This window comes from Abiotrophia defectiva ATCC 49176, assembly GCF_037041345.1.
GTDB lineage: Bacteria > Bacillota > Bacilli > Lactobacillales > Aerococcaceae > Abiotrophia.
Map to the genome: position 1 here is coordinate 564,653 of NZ_CP146287.1, position 18,815 is coordinate 583,467.

Here is an 18,815-nt window from a genome sequence, read left to right on the forward strand (position 1 = left end):
CTTTTGAAATCATATAGGTACCAAGGATGACAAGTACGCCGAAAATGACACTTCCCAAAGTGATGTTCATAAAAGCAATTTTTTGGGGACTATCAGCTGTTCCATACTCTTTCATCATCATGATTTGCAAGAATCGGTAGTAAAGCAGCTGTTGCAAAAAATATTCCACCTTATGCTATCGCAGTCGGAAATCCAGTGCGTGTTATCAAGTACCGCTTTGACGAAGAGACGATTGCTTTTTTGGAAAAACTTAAATGGTGGGATTTTTCAGAAGAACAGCTCGACGCTGCTATTCCGTACTTGACGAGTGTGCATTTAGAAGAGGCAAAGGAAGAGTTGATGAGAATTAAGCAAGAAATGAAATGATACGAAGATAGTGTATTATCAGAAAGGATTCGTTAAAAATGCGATAAACTCGCAACAAATTTACTTTGGAAAAGTAAAAAAGCCTTTAAATAAAGGCTTTCAGAGTGAGGACAAAGTCCTTATAAAAGTGTCTTCTAAAGATTTTAACTCCAATCTGAAGCGAGGTTATCCTCGCTTTTTCTATTTATCAAACAATTCCTTATTTTCAATCAAGAGTTCTAGTGGAGATTTTTCTCTTGCTACAATAAAATCGGGTTCATATTGGGTATGAAATGTTCTTTTCTGAGAAGTTGGATCAATATACAACTCTTCTCCATCTTCTGTGTATAGTTGGTTGCCCCGTGTTAGATAGAGTAAATCTTCTAAGTGCTGTCCATCAGTTGGAGGAGCGCCATGTCGTGTTGGGGCTCCAACGCGACGTGGTGGAGGCGATGAACTTGGTTTTTGAGCGAAAAAGGAGCCAAAAGGTGCAGCCACGTCGCATTGGAGGAGGGCGATGTCGTGTTGGGGCTCCAACACGACGTGACTGCGGGCACCCGCCCCATTTGTCACGCAAAAAGATAGGGCGCCTTTCCAAACTTGTGTTATAATGAAGGTGTAAACAATTTTCAAGGGGGCATTAGGATGAATCCAACCTTAAGTTATCTGCAAGAACTTCTAGCTATCGCATCGCCAACGGGTTATACGCGCGGCGTCCAGGACTATTTGGTATCGACTTTGGAAAAAATGGGCTACCAACCGGTGCGCACCGCAAAGGGCTTGGTCCATGTGACGGTGCCGGGCCAGGACGATGACCACCACCGCATTGTGACGGCTCACGTTGACACCTTGGGGGCCATGGTGCGCGCGGTCAAAGGCGACGGCCGGCTCAAGCTGGACAAGGTGGGTGGCTTTCCTTGGAATATGATCGAAGGGGAGAACTGTACCGTCCATGTGGCGACCACCGGCAAAACTGTATCTGGGACAATTCTCATTCACCAGACTTCTACCCACGTCTACCGCGATGCGGGGACGGCTGAACGGACCCAAGATAACATGGAAGTCCGACTAGATGCCAAGGTTACCAACGAGGAAGAAACCCGCGCCCTAGGTATTGAAGTGGGCGACTTTGTCTCCTTCGACCCACGCACCACCATCACCGACACCGGCTTCATCAAGTCGCGCTTCCTCGATGACAAGGTGTCCGCCGCTATCCTGCTTAACTTGTTACGCCGTTACAAGGAAGAGGGCATCACCCTGCCGGTGACGACCCAATTCGCCTTCTCGGTCTTCGAGGAAGTAGGGCACGGGGCTAACTCTAGCCTGTCGGACAAAGCGGTGGAGTATCTGGCGGTTGACATGGGCGCTATGGGTGACGACCAGCAGACCGACGAGTATACCGTCTCTATCTGTGTCAAGGATGCCAGTGGTCCTTATCACTATGAATTCCGCCAACACCTGGTAGAACTGGCTAAGGCCAAGGACATTCCTTACAAATTAGACATCTACCCATTCTACGGTTCCGACGCTTCGGCCGCTATGTCAGCGGGTGCCGAAGTCAAGCACGCCCTCTGTGGGGCCGGCATCGAGTCCAGCCATTCCTATGAGCGGACCCATGTGGAGTCGGTGGAAGCCACCGAGCGCTTGGTGGATGCTTATCTCTTGAGTGACTTAGTTAAGTAAGATGACAGGGAAGTGACGAGTGTGACCATTACCTTTAGAGAGATAACAAGCGACAACTACTCCCAAGTCTTAAATCTCAAGATTACTCCAGAGCAAGAGGCAGCCAAATTTGTGTCTCCTGTCGTCCGCTCCTTGGCAGATGCTTGGTTTTACCGTGAAGAAGGCATTACCTATCCCAAAGCCATTTATGCAGATGAGGATTTAGTTGGCTTCATTATGTATGAATTGGATACAGAGGAGCAGCAGGTCTTTGTTTGGCGCTTCCTAATTGACCAAGCCTTCCAAGGCAGAGGCTACGGCCGACAAACCATTGAAGCAGTACTGGAAATGGCCAAGCAGCAAACCCAGATGACCAAGGTGGTGGCCGATTACGTGGACGGTAACGAGCCCATGAAAAAGATTTTGCTAGATCTAGGCTTTGAAGAGACTGGCTTTAACCAGGAAATAAATGAACATATTATGGTCTATCAGCTATAAGAAGAAAAGGTCCCCTTATGATCAGATGAGGGGGCCTTTTGCTATAAATGACTATATATGTGTCTAAATTTATGGTATAATATAGCCATCAAAAGGGGGTGGCGTTGATGAAAATTATACCCATGCGCGATTTAAAAAACACAGTGGCAGTTGAAGCATATTGCCAAGAGGAACAAGGCCCAGTCTTTGTAACTAAGAATGGCTACGGGCGACTAGTTGTCATGGACATTGAATACTATGAGAAGACCCTCCGACAAATGGAAGAAGCAAAATTTCTATATCAAGGGCTGGAAGATATTCGAGAGCAGCGTCTAAGAGACGGTGAGTCCCTTATCGCGGATATGAGGGAGCGTTATGACCTATAGTTATGAGTTCACTCAGAAGGCAGAAGAAGATTTAGAAGTGATTCTGGACTATCTGACCAAGGAACTTAAGAATCAGCAAGCTGCCAAAAAGTTTCTTGATGCACTCCATGAGTGTTTGAAAAACTTGCTGGTTTTCCCAGAAAGCGGGGAGCGGGTGCGCAATCCCTATTTGCCAGCTATAGGCATTCGACGGAAAATCATTGGCCACTATATTGTCTACTATGCGCCATACCCCAAAGAACAAAAGCTGCGGATTATCCGTCTAGGACATGGTCTTCAGGATCAAGCGCATTTGTTTATGGACCTTAAGTCGCATTAAACAAATAAAACGCCATCGCTAGGTAATCATACCAAGCCGATGGCGTTTTGTGTATTCCTAATCTTCCATATCAAACAACAACTTATACTTATCCAAGATAAGCTTCAATTCTTCTTGGGATAGTCTTTCCTCTACCTTAGTGACACCTCGCGCCGCCAAGTCTAGGGTCATGGTCTGGTCTAGCATGACCTTGCCCTGAATGGTGCGGGTGCTAGTCAGCTCATGATAGGTGGGAAAGTTGCAACTAGTGGTGGTGATGGGAGCCACGATGGTCAAGTCTCCCCTCCAAGTTGAAATTTCCTTACAATCCTATTATAATTAACTTGTAAAGGGTTACAGATAACCCTGCGCATTCGCATCGCAACTTATGCAAGATCATGTCAGACCAGGAAAGGAGGTAGCCAGGCCAGGAAGGGCCGCGAGTCCCTGGGAAGAAGGGACCAAAGTAGTGAGTCAGGAGGATTCCGATGCGAGACTTCTGAAGCACCTAACAATCAAAGGAGGTCTTTGTACCATGTTTAAGTTGTTACAAAAAATCGGGAAAGCCTTTATGCTGCCGATTGCCATTCTGCCGGCAGCCGGGCTATTGCTGGGGATTGGGGGCGCCTTGTCGAATCCGACCACGGTGGCGACCTATCCCGTATTGAATAATCCAAGCCTACAAGCTATTTTCCAAGTCATGAGTTCGGCCGGCGAAATTGTCTTCGCCAACCTGTCCCTCCTGCTCTGTGTGGGCCTCTGTATCGGCCTAGCTAAGCGCGACAAGGGGACGGCAGCCCTGGCCGGGGTGACCGGTTACCTGGTCATGAAAGCCACCATCGGTGCCTTAGTCAAACTCTATATGGCAGAGGGTTCGGCCATCGACACCGGGGTCATTGGCGCCATTGCGGTCGGTGCCTGTGCGGTTTGGCTCCATAATCGCTATCATAATATTCAATTGCCACAGGTCTTGGGCTTCTTCGGGGGCTCCCGCTTTGTGCCTATCGTGACGTCTTTTGCCTCAATCTTCTTAGGGGGCGTCTTCTTCCTAATCTGGCCACCATTCCAACAATGGCTAGTATCAACTGGGGACTACATTTCCCAAGCGGGTCCGTTTGGGACCTTCCTCTACGGCTTCCTCATGCGTCTCTGTGGGGCAGTCGGCTTGCACCACATGATCTACCCAATGTTCTGGTACACCGAATTGGGTGGGGTAGCTCAAGTTGCGGGTCAAACCGTAGCCGGGGCACAAAAAATCTTCTTCGCCCAATTGGCAGATCCAAGTCATACTGGTCTCTTCACCGAAGGAACTCGTTTCTTCGCTGGGCGCTTCTCAACCATGATGTTTGGTTTGCCAGCTGCCTGCTTGGCCATGTACCACTTGGTGCCAAAAGACCGTCGTAAGAAATACGCAGGTCTCTTCTTCGGGGTTGCTTTGACCAGCTTTATCACCGGGATTACGGAACCAATCGAGTATATGTTCCTCTTCGTGAGTCCTTTCCTCTATGTGATTCACTCCTTCCTGGATGGGGTCAGCTTCTTCATCGCCGACATCCTCAACATTTCCATCGGGAACACCTTCTCTGGTGGGGTCATCGACTTCTCCCTCTTCGGGATCCTGCAAGGGAATGACAAGACCAACTGGCTCTTACAAATTCCATTTGGCTTAATCTGGGCTGGCCTCTACTATGTGGTCTTCCGCTGGTTCATCACCAAATTCAATGTGCCAACTCCAGGTCGTCTGGAAGAGGATTTGGATGAGGATGCTAAGCCAGTGGTCGATACCAAGGACAGCCTCAAGCAAGATTCAGTGAGAATCATTGAAGCCCTAGGTGGTCCTGAAAATATTGAAGAAGTCGACGCCTGCATCACCCGCTTGCGTGTATCAGTCAAAGATTCAGGCAAAGTCGACAAGCCAACCCTCAAGGCCATTGGCGCCGTCGATGTCTTGGAAGTCCAAGGCGGCATCCAAGCAGTCTATGGGGCTAAGGCTATTCTCTACAAGAACAACATCAACGAGATTCTGGGTGTGGATGACTAGGAGATTTATCAAATTAGTAAGGCCAGCTATTTAGGTAGCTGGCCTTAATCTAATCTGTATCATAAAATGAAGAAGGGAGCATTAGTATGTGGGATAAGACTATGAAACGATGGTCTGAAATAGATAAGGAAAGTATTGCTTGGTTCCTAGGCTCCACAATAATTGTGCTAGTGAGAAGGTACTTCTTGCTTGGATTAGATAAAACGTATCAGTATATTCTGATGGGCTTGGGATTCATTATGCTACTAATCTCAATCTACCGTGTTGTTTTCCAGAGAAGACAGAGTTGGCGAGATGTTAGTGATGTGTCAATGTGTGTAGAGCGTATTGCTATAAGATTCGGTTTTTATCTACTCTTTGTCATATATACTGGGCATTTCATCAAAAATATAGCAGAGTTGAATAACTACGATTCCGTAGATTTCTTGCGAATACTAGATTCACTTGCATTATTGTGGATGCTTTGTAATAATTTCCTAGATTGTATAAATCTATTACTTAACACAATACTTCCAAGAAAGCCTTATATAACTAGTAGCTTTTTAGTATTAATATTTTATTTCTTGTCTTTATTGAATGATTTTACGCTTGTGGAATTAATATTTGTTGTTTTTGGGAAATTGTTTGTCGATATGATGTTCTCGGAAAATCTTATTTCTAATATTCAATTCTTAAAGAATTCTAGTGGCGCTCCTCGCAAGAGGTTAATTCGGATAAAGTATAGAATTGATACTCTGATAGCTTCAATAGTTTTTGTTCAGATAATTAGATCAATTTTGCCACCTTTATTTAAGTCATGGTTCAAATACTTTTTATATGGGGATAATGATTTTTTTAATAAAGTAACCTTATCCTTATTTATGATGGTTACTGCCATTGTGGTATTTTTGATATTAGATATAATAGTAACTGATGCTATGGGTGAGTTGCCAATTAGTAGATATGGTAGATTGTACAAGAGCTATAGTACTTTGAATAAAAAAGATAAGCGAATACTTTGGGGAGGGACAATACTAACCCTATCTTTTGCCTTTACGATCACATTTTCCGATAAGTTAAGAGAAGTGCTAGAAAAGATAACATGTGCCTTTCAAGGCGATCCACTTATTATTGGTGCTATCACATTCTTAGCTATGTCCATTTTACTGACAGTTCTTAGGTTCTCGCTGAGTATAGTAGTAAAAAGGGCAGTGCAGAATTATAAAAAGGCTAAGACAAAATTACGGCATTACTTAATTTCCGGGGCTATCAGTGAAAATCAAGAACAGAATCTCTCTTAAAAGTTGCAATAAAGGTCGACGCTTTAAGATACCTTCTAACACGATTTAAGGCTCGCGATGACTGAGCATCGGTGCAAATCTTCTTATCTGTTGACCTAGTCCTGTTCAAGTGGTAGGGTAAGCATGTGATCAAAAGTTGAGGAGGCTAAGTGATGAGATTTTGGCGAGGTATAAGAAAACTATTAGTTTATGTGCTTTTAGCCATGGTGCTAGTTACATTAGGTGTCTATCTTAATCATCGTCTTGCCCTATCCAGAGAAGCTAGTGATATATCGCCGATTGGTAATCGTGTTGAGGTTGAGGGTAAACAGCTAAATGTCTATGTGACTGGTTCGGGTAGCAAGACACTAGTTTTGTTAGCTGGAGGGGGCACAACATCGCCTATTTTGGACTTTAAGGCCTTGACGACGCAATTAGAGTCGGATTATCGTATTGTCATAGTCGAGCGACTCGGTTATGGCTTTAGTGATGATGGGGATAGTCCTAGAGATTTAGAAACCGTGAATAGACAGACACGTCAAGCACTAGAAGCGTCTGGTATTCAAGGCCCTTATGTTCTAGTGGCTCATTCCATGGCTGGCTTGGAGGCTCTCTACTGGGCCCAAGAACATCCAGCAGAAGTTTCTGCTATTGTTGGCCTCGATATGGCCATGCCTCAGAGCTATGACAAAGTAAAGGTTCCAACTTTTGTAGTTAAGGTTGGGCAAATGTTACTTGGGCTAGGCTATGGGCGTTTTCTTTATCCAGCAGAGAAGGCAGCTCCTGCCCTTGAATCAGGCCATCTGACGCAAGCAGAAATAGCTAATTACAAGGCGCTCTTTTATAAGCAGGCCTTGACGACTGCTATTGGCAATGAACTTGAAATGTCAGCAAGCAATGCTAAGCAAGTTTTAGACAAGCCTCTGCCAAGCGTCCCTATTTTACTCTATGTGTCTAATGCGAGTGGGACTAGCTTCTCTAGTGAGGCTTGGTACCAAATGGCGCAAGATAGCTTTGGGCAAGTGCCTAATGCGACCATTAAACGCTTGGATGTGGGGCATTATGTGCATGATTATGCGCCCGAAGAAATTGCAGCAGGGATAGGCGAATTTTTGAAGGCTAACAACTAAGTTGTCACTAGCTTCTATAAGTCTCAAAACATGGTTCTATTGATTAGGAGGTTGTCATGAGCAATAAAGACTACTACCATAAAGATATACTTAGTCATTCAGACCAGCTAAATCAGCAAGCGCCTCAGGATTTAAGCCGACAAGACAAGTCGCTAACTGCTCAAGCAATCGACGAAAGCAGACGCATTGCGCATGATCCATCGGTAGCAAGCTACTCCACAATCCAATCCTTGAGAGAAGCCTTAGACCAATAAAATTTTATTCAGCCTTGCTGTACGTATACTTAAGACCAAGACACCCACCCGGGTGTCTTTCTTTATGCCGGCTTGAGATTTTGTTATAATAAGGAAGCAACATAGGCTGGCTGACACCTAGTTTAACCCTCCCCAGCCAGCAAACAAGGAGGTCCGGCTTATGCAATGGACAGATCTTTTATCTACTGCCCGTCTATCGGGTAGCGCGACCCAGCATCGCAACGAATTTGATGATGACTACAAACGTATTGTGACCAGTCCGTCTTTCCGGCGGTTACAGGACAAGACCCAGGTCTTTCCCTTGGAGCGTATGGACTTTATTCATACGCGCCTGACCCATTCCCTGGAGGTGGCCATGATTGGCCGGACCCTGGTCTCAGAGATTGCCCTCAGTCTGGCGGATCAACTGGAAGGCGTGGCCGATTCAGAGCTGGCAGTCAGCCAGCAGGAATTCATTGTCCGTCAGGCCGACATTGCCCGTATTGTCGAGTGTGCTAGTCTCTTGCACGATATTGGCAATCCGCCTTATGGCCACTTTGGCGAGGATATTATCCGCCAGTGGTTCAAGAAGCGCCTGCCAGCCATTCTGAGTGAGCAGCTGGATCCCCAACTGGCCCAGGACTTTCTAGCCAGCGACTATGTTCATGACCTCTATCATTTTGAAGGGAATGCCCAGGCACTGCGGATTGCGGCCAAGCTCCACGACTTCAAGGGTAGCTTTGATGGCCTGGATTTAACTGTGGCCACCCTCAATACCATTCTCAAATACACGCGGGCTTCTCATCAGCCTAAGACCGGTGCCATCACCCATAAGAAGGTGGGCTATTTCCATGCGGAGGTTGACCTCTTCCAGGCTATTACCAGCCAAACGGGGGCGGGTAGCCAACGCCATCCGCTGACCTTTATCCTAGAAGCGGCTGATGACATTGCCTATCTGGTGGCCGATATGGAAGACGCCCTGGGTAAGGGCGTCCTGACCTTCGCCATGGTCAAGGCGGACTTGCTAGCCAGCCTTAAGCAGTCAGCCCAGGACAGCCAGGCTTCGCGTCAGGTGGTTCACATTCTGGAGACCATTGATGAAGAAATCTTCAGCATCAACCGTTTCTTCGAGCACCTGCGCAATGTCCTGATTGCCGGTGCCACCCAGTCCTTCGTGAGCCATTATGCTGACTTGATGGCCGGGACCTACGACTTTGACCTTTTCAAAGATTCGGATGTGGCGCCGCTCTATCATCAACTGCGGTCTATTTCTGAAGAGCGAATCTATGACCACAAGTCGATTCTGCGCCTAGAAATAGCGGGCTATTCGACCCTGACCTATCTGCTGGATAGCTTCGTGCCGCCTTTGGTGGCCTATGATACAGCGCGTCGACTAGACTATGTGGACCTTAAGAAGATTGGCATTATTTCCGAGAGCCAGAAACGGTCCTACCATTACTTTGCGCAAGGTAAGTCGGAATTAGAGAAGCTCTATCTGCGCCTACTCTTGGCCACGGACTTCATCTCAGGCATGACCGACAGCTATGCCCACCAACTCTACTTAGATATGGTAGGTATTTCCTAATCTTATCACCCAGCTCCCTCATAGCAGGGGGCTTTTTTGATGCTGGCACACTATTTAACAAGTAGTGCAATATTTTTTCATTATACTATTGACAATCATTACGATTCGGTGTAAGATGCTAAACGTAAGAATTACCATTATATATAAAGGAGTCATCATTCATGACTAAAAAACGCATCTTATTATGGGGGATTAATGGCGCCATTCTTCTGAGCGCCGGGGCCGGTTTGTGGGGCCTTAACCAAGATCTCAGTCAATCTCAAGCCCGTTTGCAAGAGGCCCAAACGGCCATGTCCCAAGCAGAAAGCGACAAGGGGCAATTATCTAGCGATTTGGCAGCAGCCCAATCCGAAAAAGAATCCTTGGCTTTGGATAAGCTGGAGCTAGAATTCAAGGAAAAAATGGGTAAACAAAAGGTCATCGTGGGTAAGGTCTTTTCCAACGGTTACCTTAAGAAACACGGCAATCACTATCACTTTGTCTATGGTAAGCCACCAGTGGACGCCATCTATGAAGACCAGGACCAAGCAGGGGCTAGCAGCTCAAGAAGGGGTGGGGACGATCACTATACCTTTAACCCAGCCGATATTGTCGAAGAGAATGCGGACGGTTATGTAGTCCGTCACGGCGACCATTTCCACTTTATCTCCAAACGTGACTTGGCCAATGCGCCAACTGTGCCTAATGCCCACACACCAGGGGGCTGCCGCCTAGTGCGGATTCCTCACGGCGACCATTTCCATGATGTGCTGGATTGTGGTCAAGGCTTAGGCAATCTGTCCTTCGATGATGAGCCAGTCAGCCCAAGACCAAATGGCCCAGTTGCTAGCCGGCCAGCTAGCCCAAGCCAACCTGAAGCACCAAGTCATCCAGCTGATCAATTGACCCGACCAAGTCAACCAGCGACGCCAAGTCTGCCGGTGGATCAGCCAGCTAGTCCAAGCCCGGCTCCGAGTCAGCCAGAACAACCAAGCACGCCACAAGGGCCGACTTCCCTCTTGACCTTAGATTCGCCTGAGATTCAAGGGCATCTGGATTACATCAGCTATGCCTATGGGGTAGAGCGGGACACTATCAAGTTGCAGGCCGTCTATGATGATGCAGGCAACTATCGGGGTCAAGTCTTTGCCTTCCAAAATACGGAACAAGGCCAAGACAAGTCTCACATCCATCCTTGGGTAGTGCCACTCTGGACCTTGGAAGTCCCTAGTCAGGATCCAAGCATTGACCCTGAGTTACGCTTTGCCCGCGAACTAGCAGGCCTTGCGAAACGCATGGGGATTCCTCAGCGCATTATTCGCATTCGCGATGGCTACTTCGAGGTGCCACATGGCGACCACAGCCACAATATCCGCATCCGCAATGTGGAAGGGGCCAAGGCTTATGTAGCCAACAAATTAGCCAGCCTGCCAAGCATCCATGTGCCAGGGGATTTGGATGAAGCGACAGTCAAAGCCTACATTGCCACTCTGCGCCAAGTCGCTAGCCAACGTTTGGCTGGCCAAGAAGTAGCGCTAGCCCGGATTGAAGCTGGCCTACAAGACATTGAAGAAAGCCTCAAGGACAAGGGTAATTCGACCCAAGGCTTCCTCCAACTCTTAGATCGCTTTGCGGCCCGCTACATCTTCCAAATTGAAGACAATAGTGACAAACTGTCCGAACGTCTGGCCAAATTGAATGCCCAACATGAGAGCATCCTCAAGGCCATTAGTGAGCTTAACTTGACCAACTATGGGGTGACCGCTGACCAATTGCGGGAACAAGCCAACAAGGCCATCGAAGCACAAGACGCGGTGGGCTTAAGCCGTTTAGCAGCCTATGTGGCTGCCCTCAAGGACGCCAATGACCGCCCTGGGGTTGAAGCCATGAAGCATCTCTACTTCTTGACTCAACACGTCCAAGACAAGCCATTGTCTTATGACTTGCGGGAACAAGTGTCGGATATCATTGCCCGCCTATCCAAGACCAATGCCGTCTTCGGTGGGGATGACCCGGCAGAACCGCTTTTCGCACCAGCTATCTTAGCTAAACAAGCCATCGAGCTAGCTCACGCCCAGTTCAATGGCAAGGTTGACACCCGCGTAGGCGACAAGTATAAGGCCATTACCCAAGCCGGGGAAGATGGCGGTCCAAGCATCTTGGAGAGCAACAAGTCCTTCACCTCCGAAGTCTTAGAAGACGCCGACAAGGATAAGAGCCTGCCAGTGACTAACTTTGAAGAGGACAAGGCAAGCGAGGCCTCCTCATCCTCAGACCAAAGCTCATCCCAGTCTTCGTCCAGCTCAAAAGCTGATGCAGCAAGCGATCAGAAAGACGAAACGACTTCAAGCAACTAAGTCTAACCCTCTATTAAAAAACCACCCCCCATCAGCGGCCGAACTGATGGCAGGGTGGTTTTTAGCTTGGATGGCTAAGTGATAGAAAGATATAAAATAGTTATTTTGTCATCGGTCAACCTCTCAAAAATCCAGCCCTTATCCTGTTCTCAAGCCAGGTCAGGGGCTGGATTTTTCATTTATTGAAGAAGACAAAAATTTATTTCACAATTTCATATCAACTTCACACAGGGGTTGCATACTATAGTTAGTTCTTAATCAGCAGAAAGGAAGTGACTCGTATGAAATGGTATCAGCGTGCTTGGGCCTATGTCAGCCGTAAGCGAGTCAGAGTAGGGCTGCTTTTCCTCATCTTATCTCTGATCACGACCGCTGTCTTAGCTGTTTTCGCGATTCAGATTAGTACCCAACAAGTTCAAGATAAACTTCTGTCCCTCTCCAATGCGGGATTCCAGCTCCAAGGTCAGGGCTTGCAGGCAGGTATGAAAGAGTCGGACATCAGTCAAGTGGCTCAAGTAGAAGGGGTAGCAGACGTTCAGTATCAATCAGAAGGGTTGGCCAAGTTTGAGTCCGGCCAAGTCATTCAGGCCCAACAAGCCGTGCAACGTGACCAAGGCGACGATATCTTTAATCAGCTCTTATCCATTCAAGGTCGCCAAGACAGTCAGACCGATTTAGATTTTGCTAGCGGGGCCTTGACCCTCAGCCAAGGGCGCCACTTGACGCCAGATGACAAAGACAAGGTCATGGTCCACGAGGCCTTTGCAGAAGCCAACAAGCTCCAGCTAGGCGATAAGATTAGCCTCAAGGGCACCCAGCTAACAGAAGGTGGGGAAGCCAAGGACGGGGAAGCCAAGGAATTTGAGATTGTCGGGATTTATAGCGGTAAACGCAGTGAGACCTTCACCGGGCTCAGCTCCGATTTGACCGAAAACCGGCTCTATACCGATTATGCCAGCAGTCAGGCCCTCTACGGGCGGCAAGCAGACGACTATCAAGTACGTCTGGCTCAGTATCGGGTGAAAAATCCTAAGGAACTAGACCAAGTTATTAGCCGCGTTAAGGCCTTGTCGCTGGATTGGGACCAAACCCAATTGACAGCCAACAGTCAAGCCTTTGAACAGGTGGCAGCACCTATCGCTAGCTTCAAGTCCCTCATGACCATCATGACCGGCGCGGTCTTATTGGTCAGCGTGATTACCCTCTTCCTAGTCTTGCTCTTCTGCTTGCGGGAACGAGTGCATGAATTCGGCATTCTGCTCTCCATTGGGATTTCCAAGGGCCAAATCATTGGCCAAATCCTGCTAGAGCTCTGGGGCCTATCCATTGGGGCCTGGGCCATCGCAGCCGCAGTAGCTTATCCACTGGCTAACAGTTTCTTCTCCAGCCTCATAGTCTCCAATGACCTGCCAGACCAGGTCCGCAAACTCTTCGCGGCCGCTGCGCCAACTTGGCAGGCCGGTCTAGTCGCAACAAGTTATGGCGTGGTCCTCATTATTATAGTAGTGGCGGTCATGGCTTGTGCCGGCTTAATTCTCACCAAAAAACCTAAGGAAATCCTAGGACAACTCAGTTAAGGAAGTGATCATGATGACATTATTGAAATTAGACAACATTTACTATCGTTATGAAGGGGCACAAGAGAGTGTCCTCAAGGAATTAGACGCAAAATTTGATGCTGGCACCTTCTATGCCGTTGTGGGTAAATCTGGGGCTGGTAAGTCGACCTTCTTATCCCTCTTGGCAGGCTTAGATAGCCCAACCAAAGGTAAAGTCCTCTTCCAAGGCAAGGATATTGCCCAAGAGTCTTATAGCGCCCACCGCCGCCACAATATTTGCTTGGTCTTCCAAAACTACAACTTGATTGACTACTTGACGCCACTAGAAAATGTGCGCCTAGCCAATGCGGAAGCTAGCGAAGACTTGCTCTTACAACTAGGCTTGGGCCAAGACTTAATTCATCGTAACGTCCTCAAGTTATCCGGTGGCCAACAACAACGGGTGGCCATCGCCCGGGCTTTGGCTAGCGAGGCGCCAATCATCTTAGCTGACGAACCAACCGGTAACTTGGACGAAGGGACCGCCCAAGAAATCATCGACATTTTACGTCAAGCTGCCCATGAACGAGGCAAATGTGTCATCGTCGTGACCCACAGCCCACAAGTGGCAGAGGCAGCCGATACGGTTCTAGAACTCAGTCATGGTAAGCTGAAAGCTGCTAACGGACATAAAGTGAAGTAGAGAGGGGGAAGCACAATGCGTTTATTGAATAATGCTTGGGCCTATGTCTGGCGTAAAAAATTTAAGACTCTGATTATCTTCCTCATTCTCTTAGTCATGTCCACTGTTTCCTTAAGTAGTTTGGCTGTTAAGCGGGCAACCGACGTGGCCTCCAAAGAAACCTTCAAGGGCATCAGCTCTTCCTTCTCGATGGAAATCGATCGCCGTAACAACCAAGGGACCAACCGCGGGAGTGGGAACTTGCGTGGTAAGGACATCGCGGCCATTCAAGGCCTAGATGGCATTAGCCAAGTGGTCAAACGTATGGGGATTGTGGCCGACTTAGTCGACAAGGAACTGGTTTCCCAAGACGGCCTGCCACGAATTGATGCCGACCGTCAACGTCGCTTCGGTAAGGCAGCCATGTTGACAGGGACCAATGACTCTTCCTTGGACGATCGCTTTAGTGCCGAAACCTTCAAGCTAGTTGAAGGCCGTCACATTAAGCCTGAAGACAAGAACGTGGCCATGGTCCACGAAGAATTTGCTAAGAAGAACGGCCTCAAGGTAGGGGACACGCTCAAACTCAAGTCCAACATCTATGATGCCGATAATGAAAAGCAAGCCAACGAAACGACTGAAGTTACGATCGTAGGGACCTTCAGCGGGAAGAACAAGGGTGGGGTAACGGCCATCCAAGAACTCTACCAAAACAACCTGCTGACCGACTTAGGGACCACTCAAAAGCTCTACGGTTATACCGATGAAACGGCTATCTATCAAGATGCTAGCTTCTTCGTCGACGGTAACCATGACTTAGACAAGATTATGTCTGAAGCTAAGAAGTTGTCCATTAACTGGCGGGCATACAGCTTGGTTAAGAGCAGCCAAAACTTCCCATCCTTGCAAAAATCAATTGGTTTAGTCTATGGCATGACCGACAAGTTACTCTTGGGTAGCCTGATTTTCTCAGGTGTTGTTCTCATGTTGATCCTCTTCCTCTGGATGAACGGTCGTCGTAAGGAAATGGGGATTCGTCTCTCCCTAGGGATGACCAAGCCACAAATCTTGGCTCAATTCCTAGTTGAAGTCCTCATGGTCAGTCTAGCAAGCTTTGTGGGGGCCTTCCTCCTAGGTGGACCTGTCAGCCAATGGGTAGGGAATACCATTCTGGGCAGCGTCAACCAAAGCATCGGTCAACAATTGGCAGCGGAAGCTAAGAACACCACGCTTGGGGGCGGGGCGGCTATTGATAGCTTCAACAAGACCTTGACCGAATTATCCGTCCAAGTACAAGCCATGGATATGGTTTGGGTAGTAGCCTTAGGCTTGGTGGTCATCCTGGTAGCTGTACTTCTAGCTTCCATTACCCTCATGCGTAAGCAACCTAAATCGCTCTTGGCCGACCATCAATAGGCCAAAAAATGTGGGTGAGTTCTCGTCATCGAGAACTCCTCATAGACCGGCCAAGTCGCCGTCATTGTCACTTACATACTCTCGTCACTCAGTCCAAGCAATGACGCCTTGACCGGCCTATGAGGGGTTCTAGATACCCCTTTATTCTCCACCTAAGGACTTCCATTTGTAGATAATGTTCAGAATTTGGTTCAAGTGTAGGCTAGGAAGTCCATAATATTTTTTACCATGGAAAGTAGGGTTTGCGCAGGCTAATCCTACTTTCTGTGGTATAATTGACTTAAGATTTTAATGTGAAAGGAAGTGCGCCCATGAATCTGATGATTGTAGAAGACGAAGCAGCCATCCGCGAAGGAGTCAGCGAATTTCTCCGCAGTCAAGGCTACTTTGTTTGGGAGGCGGCTGATGGCCAAGAAGCCCTGGACCTCTTTGGGGAGGTATCTGTGGATTTGGTCCTCTTAGATATTATGATGCCTAAGAAAAATGGCTTTGAAGTCTTAGCAGAAATCCGTAAAACCAGTACAGTGCCAGTCCTCATGTTGACAGCGGTAGCTGATGAAGAAGCCCAAATTAAGACCTTCGACTTGCTGGTGGATGGCTATATTCAGAAGCCTTTCTCCCTGGTCCTACTGGCTAAGCGCATTGAAGCCTTGCTTAAGCGCCATTACGGCGAGTTTGACATCTGGGAATACAAGGACAGCAAGGTCAACTTCTCCAGCTATGAAGCGACTTATAAGGGGGAAGTGGCGGACACCAAACCTAAGGAATTGGCAGTTCTCAAGCTCTTGCTGGACCACCAAGGCCAAGTCCTCAGTCGGGCGCAAATTCTCGACCATGTCTGGGCCAATCAGGATGATCCACCCTTTGACCGGGTAGTGGACGTCTATATCAAGCAATTGCGCAAAAACTTAGGATTGGATTGTATTGTCACGGTCAAAAATGTGGGCTATAAATTGGAGCTAAAATGAAACGACTAAGTTTATTTCCGAAAATTTTTATCTGGACCATCTCCATCTTGCTAGCCTTGGTAGCAGTGGCCCATCTCTCCATTTATTTGGTCTTTCCCCATTTCTATCTCAATGATCGCCAGACCGACTTGAGCCACAAGGCCGATGCCATGGTCCAAAACCTGGCCGAAGTCGATGAAGAAGAAGTGGAGACAGCCCTGGAAGTCTATGCTAAGAACGAGGGCATTACGGCCTTTATGCAGCCCCAAGGTTCTAGCTATACCAAGACACTAGGCCGCAATCTCAACTATAATCAGGACAGTGACCAGAACTCGGTCATTATCGAAGAGCGGGAAGTGGTGACGCGGGATAAGAAACGCCTGCTAGTTCAGTTTGTTGCCACTACCGAAGTAGTCCGCCAGGCCACGCGGGTGACCCTGACCTTACTGCCTATGTCCCTAGGGGGCTCGGTGGCTTTGGCAGTGTTGGTAGCCTATGTCTACGCCCGCAGCCTGTCCCGGCCTCTCAGCCGCATGGCGGTCATGACCGGGCGCATGAAGCAGTTGGATCGGACGGCTTTCTTTGCTAATATCCGCCAGGATGAGCTGGGCATGATGGAGCGACAAATCAACGAGCTCTATGGCCATCTCTTAGCAGTTATTGATGAATTGGAAGAGAAGAACCAGCGCATGGTGGAGTTAGAGAAGCTCAAGGTCGACTTCCTGCGCAGTGCTTCCCATGAACTTAAGACCCCCTTGGCGGGTCTGCGCATTATGCTAGAAAATATGCGCTGGAAGGTAGGCAAGTATGCCGACCGGGATACCTATTTAGATGAGGCCATGCTCAAGGTCGACCAATTATCTGGCCTAGTCAAGGAAATTCTGGAACTCTCCAAACTGCAAGAATGGCAGGCCGAGACAGGACCACTGGATGTGGCGGCCATTGTGCCTCAGGTGCTGGCTGACTATGAAGTCCTGGCTCAGGCTCAGCACTTGCAGATTGACTATCAACTCGACCAGGCCACCCTGGCTATGAGTGAGTCAGCCTTCCGCAAGGTCTTCTCCAACCTCATGAGCAATGCGGTCCGCTACTCCACACCCGGCGGCACCATCCGTATCTATCGTGAGGGGCAGAAGCTAAGAATTGAGAATCCTTGCCAGCCTATGTCTGACCAAGCCCTTCAGTCAGCCTATGACATTTTCAGTCACCAGGACAGCGACCAGCAGGGCAATAAGGGGACCGGCTTGGGTCTCTATATGGTTCATAACCTGCTGGAAAACTACCACATTGTCCATGACTTCTATGCTATTGAAGGCGGCATGCGCTTTGAACTGGAAGTGCTGGAGGATTAGAAGAGAAAAGCGCCTTAGGGCGCTTTTTTGAATGGGAGAGTGACTTATGCTATAATTGGGTCAAAGCAATAGTGTAGTAAAGGAGCCTAGACCATGTGTTTAATTTGTCAACGAATCGAGATGATTAAGGAAGGCAGCAATCCTTACCTAGTCAAGGAACTGTCCACTGGCTATGTGGTCTTGGGTGACCACCAATACTTCAAGGGCTACACGCTCTTCCTAGCCAAGCAGCATGTGCGAGAGCTTCATGACTTAGACCCTGAGACTAGGTTAGCCTTCCTGGCTGAAATGAGTCAGGTCCAAGAAGCGGTGGCCAAGGCCTTTGGGGCAGAGAAGATGAATGTCGAATTGCTAGGCAATGGCGATGCTCACCTACACTGGCATCTATTTCCACGTCGCGCCGGCGATATGGGGACCTACGGCCACCAGGGGCGCGGGCCCGTCTGGTGGGTGCCCTTTGAGGAAATGACGGATGAGGCAGTGCGACTGCAGGAGCCCGAGCTATCCCAGATGCGGCAAATGCTGCTAGAGTCCTTAGAAGGGTAGACGAAAAAATACAGGCATCATGACAGAGATGCCTGTATTTTTGATTTTATGGGGTTAATTGGTCAATCATCTTGGCCAGAAAGAGGGCTCGAAAGCCTACAAATCTTGAATTGAAATCCTAAAAATGCTATATTGAGACTATCCAAAATTAAAGGATTGGATCCAACTATGGCAACACGGACAGTACTCTCTCGTGACGCGGCGCGTAACCTACGTGAGGGAGTCTATACAGATGGCGAGTTACAAGGTGTGATTCTAGAATTAGCAGAGGTGCAGGCGCGCCTAGACAAGAACTTCAAGTGGGTCATTATTATTCTGGCGGTCCTGTTTGCAGCGGCAGGGGTTTTATACTTTAGCAAGCCAGGTGTCGAATTTTGGTCTGTCCTCTCATCACTTGGTGGCTTGGCCGGTGCACTGCTTATTGCCCTCTTCTACATTCATTTCCGTTATACGACGCCGGTCAAACGGGCTTTCCTGCGTAACTTGCGCAAGGGCTATCCGGATCAATATGACTACTATGCTTCTCTCTTCCATAGCTATGTGGAAGAGGCTAAACAGAATTAAGAGACTAAGGGCTGGAAT

Annotated in this window: 19 protein-coding genes and 1 pseudogene; 18 read left to right on the forward strand and 2 right to left on the reverse strand. The window is 48.2% G+C overall.

What is annotated here, in order from left to right; genetic code table 11:
* Nucleotides 1-195 precede the first annotated feature (195 nt).
* Nucleotides 196-366: a hypothetical protein gene (locus V7R82_RS02695; protein WP_023391680.1), complete on the forward strand. Its 171-nt coding sequence runs from the start codon at nt 196-198 to the stop codon at nt 364-366.
* A 180-nt stretch (nt 367-546) separates the two neighbouring features.
* Here V7R82_RS02695 and V7R82_RS02700 read toward each other — a convergent pair.
* Nucleotides 547-747, reverse strand: a pseudogene (locus tag V7R82_RS02700) (XRE family transcriptional regulator); the annotation flags it as partial.
* Between the two features lie 243 nt (nt 748-990).
* Between V7R82_RS02700 and V7R82_RS02705 the strand changes: the two are divergent.
* From V7R82_RS02705 to V7R82_RS02720, 4 genes are all read left to right on the forward strand, one after another.
* Nucleotides 991-2,028: a M42 family metallopeptidase gene (locus V7R82_RS02705; RefSeq protein ID WP_338543243.1), complete on the forward strand. Its 1,038-nt coding sequence runs from the start codon at nt 991-993 to the stop codon at nt 2,026-2,028.
* A 21-nt stretch (nt 2,029-2,049) separates the two neighbouring features.
* Nucleotides 2,050-2,505 carry a GNAT family N-acetyltransferase gene (locus V7R82_RS02710; RefSeq protein ID WP_338543245.1) on the forward strand — a complete coding sequence of 152 codons (456 nt, stop codon included), beginning with the start codon at nt 2,050-2,052 and terminating at the stop codon, nt 2,503-2,505.
* 107 nt (nt 2,506-2,612) lie between these two features.
* On the forward strand, nt 2,613-2,870 hold the full coding sequence (locus V7R82_RS02715) for a type II toxin-antitoxin system Phd/YefM family antitoxin (protein WP_023391684.1): 258 nt from the start codon (nt 2,613-2,615) through the stop codon (nt 2,868-2,870).
* A complete protein-coding gene (locus tag V7R82_RS02720) occupies nt 2,860-3,189 on the forward strand; it encodes a type II toxin-antitoxin system RelE/ParE family toxin (protein ID WP_291427392.1) in 330 nt (109 codons plus the stop codon). Before V7R82_RS02715 ends, V7R82_RS02720 begins: the two co-directional genes overlap by 11 nt.
* A 57-nt stretch (nt 3,190-3,246) precedes the next feature.
* On the opposite strand, the gene V7R82_RS02725 is transcribed toward V7R82_RS02720, so the two are convergent.
* Nucleotides 3,247-3,456, reverse strand: a complete 210-nt coding sequence (locus tag V7R82_RS02725) for a type II toxin-antitoxin system PemK/MazF family toxin (RefSeq protein WP_338543735.1) — start codon at nt 3,454-3,456, stop codon at nt 3,247-3,249.
* Nucleotides 3,457-3,703: 247 nt separating this feature from the next.
* Between V7R82_RS02725 and V7R82_RS02730 the strand changes: the two genes are divergently transcribed.
* The 13 genes from V7R82_RS02730 to V7R82_RS02790 all read left to right on the forward strand — a co-directional run bounded on the left by V7R82_RS02730 (nt 3,704) and on the right by V7R82_RS02790 (nt 18,797).
* The gene (locus V7R82_RS02730) at nt 3,704-5,209 is read left to right on the forward strand and encodes a PTS transporter subunit EIIC (protein ID WP_338543248.1); all 1,506 of its coding nucleotides are present in this window, start codon (nt 3,704-3,706) and stop codon (nt 5,207-5,209) included.
* Nucleotides 5,210-5,295: 86 nt separating this feature from the next.
* Nucleotides 5,296-6,489 carry a hypothetical protein gene (locus tag V7R82_RS02735; RefSeq protein WP_338543249.1) on the forward strand — a complete coding sequence of 398 codons (1,194 nt, stop codon included), beginning with the start codon at nt 5,296-5,298 and terminating at the stop codon, nt 6,487-6,489.
* Between the two features lie 152 nt (nt 6,490-6,641).
* Complete coding sequence (locus tag V7R82_RS02740) at nt 6,642-7,598, forward strand: alpha/beta hydrolase (protein ID WP_338543250.1); 957 nt, start codon at nt 6,642-6,644, stop codon at nt 7,596-7,598.
* 56 nt (nt 7,599-7,654) lie between these two features.
* Nucleotides 7,655-7,852: a hypothetical protein gene (locus V7R82_RS02745; RefSeq protein WP_070755933.1), complete on the forward strand. Its 198-nt coding sequence runs from the start codon at nt 7,655-7,657 to the stop codon at nt 7,850-7,852.
* Between the two features lie 160 nt (nt 7,853-8,012).
* Complete coding sequence (gene dgt / locus V7R82_RS02750; RefSeq protein ID WP_338543251.1) at nt 8,013-9,416, forward strand: dGTP triphosphohydrolase; 1,404 nt, start codon at nt 8,013-8,015, stop codon at nt 9,414-9,416.
* A gap of 161 nt (nt 9,417-9,577) precedes the next feature.
* On the forward strand, nt 9,578-11,752 hold the full coding sequence (locus tag V7R82_RS02755; RefSeq protein ID WP_338543253.1) for a pneumococcal-type histidine triad protein: 2,175 nt from the start codon (nt 9,578-9,580) through the stop codon (nt 11,750-11,752).
* Nucleotides 11,753-12,033: 281 nt separating this feature from the next.
* Entirely contained in the window at nt 12,034-13,329 is a 1,296-nt protein-coding gene (locus tag V7R82_RS02760) for an ABC transporter permease (RefSeq protein ID WP_314692189.1), read from the forward strand.
* A 13-nt stretch (nt 13,330-13,342) separates the two neighbouring features.
* On the forward strand, nt 13,343-13,993 hold the full coding sequence (locus V7R82_RS02765) for an ABC transporter ATP-binding protein (protein WP_035364132.1): 651 nt from the start codon (nt 13,343-13,345) through the stop codon (nt 13,991-13,993).
* Between the two features lie 15 nt (nt 13,994-14,008).
* Nucleotides 14,009-15,388 (forward strand): ABC transporter permease, encoded by a 1,380-nt coding sequence (locus tag V7R82_RS02770; protein WP_291432425.1) that lies wholly within the window; start codon nt 14,009-14,011, stop codon nt 15,386-15,388.
* Nucleotides 15,389-15,699: 311 nt separating this feature from the next.
* Nucleotides 15,700-16,356: a response regulator transcription factor gene (locus tag V7R82_RS02775; RefSeq protein WP_338543256.1), complete on the forward strand. Its 657-nt coding sequence runs from the start codon at nt 15,700-15,702 to the stop codon at nt 16,354-16,356.
* Nucleotides 16,353-17,687 (forward strand): HAMP domain-containing sensor histidine kinase, encoded by a 1,335-nt coding sequence (locus V7R82_RS02780; protein WP_338543257.1) that lies wholly within the window; start codon nt 16,353-16,355, stop codon nt 17,685-17,687. The genes V7R82_RS02775 and V7R82_RS02780 overlap by 4 nt, the downstream gene beginning before the upstream one ends.
* Nucleotides 17,688-17,780: 93 nt before the next feature.
* The gene (locus tag V7R82_RS02785) at nt 17,781-18,233 is read left to right on the forward strand and encodes an HIT family protein (protein WP_315271162.1); all 453 of its coding nucleotides are present in this window, start codon (nt 17,781-17,783) and stop codon (nt 18,231-18,233) included.
* 168 nt (nt 18,234-18,401) lie between these two features.
* A complete protein-coding gene (locus tag V7R82_RS02790; protein ID WP_338543258.1) occupies nt 18,402-18,797 on the forward strand; it encodes a hypothetical protein in 396 nt (131 codons plus the stop codon).
* The last annotated feature ends 18 nt before the right edge of the window (nt 18,798-18,815 follow it).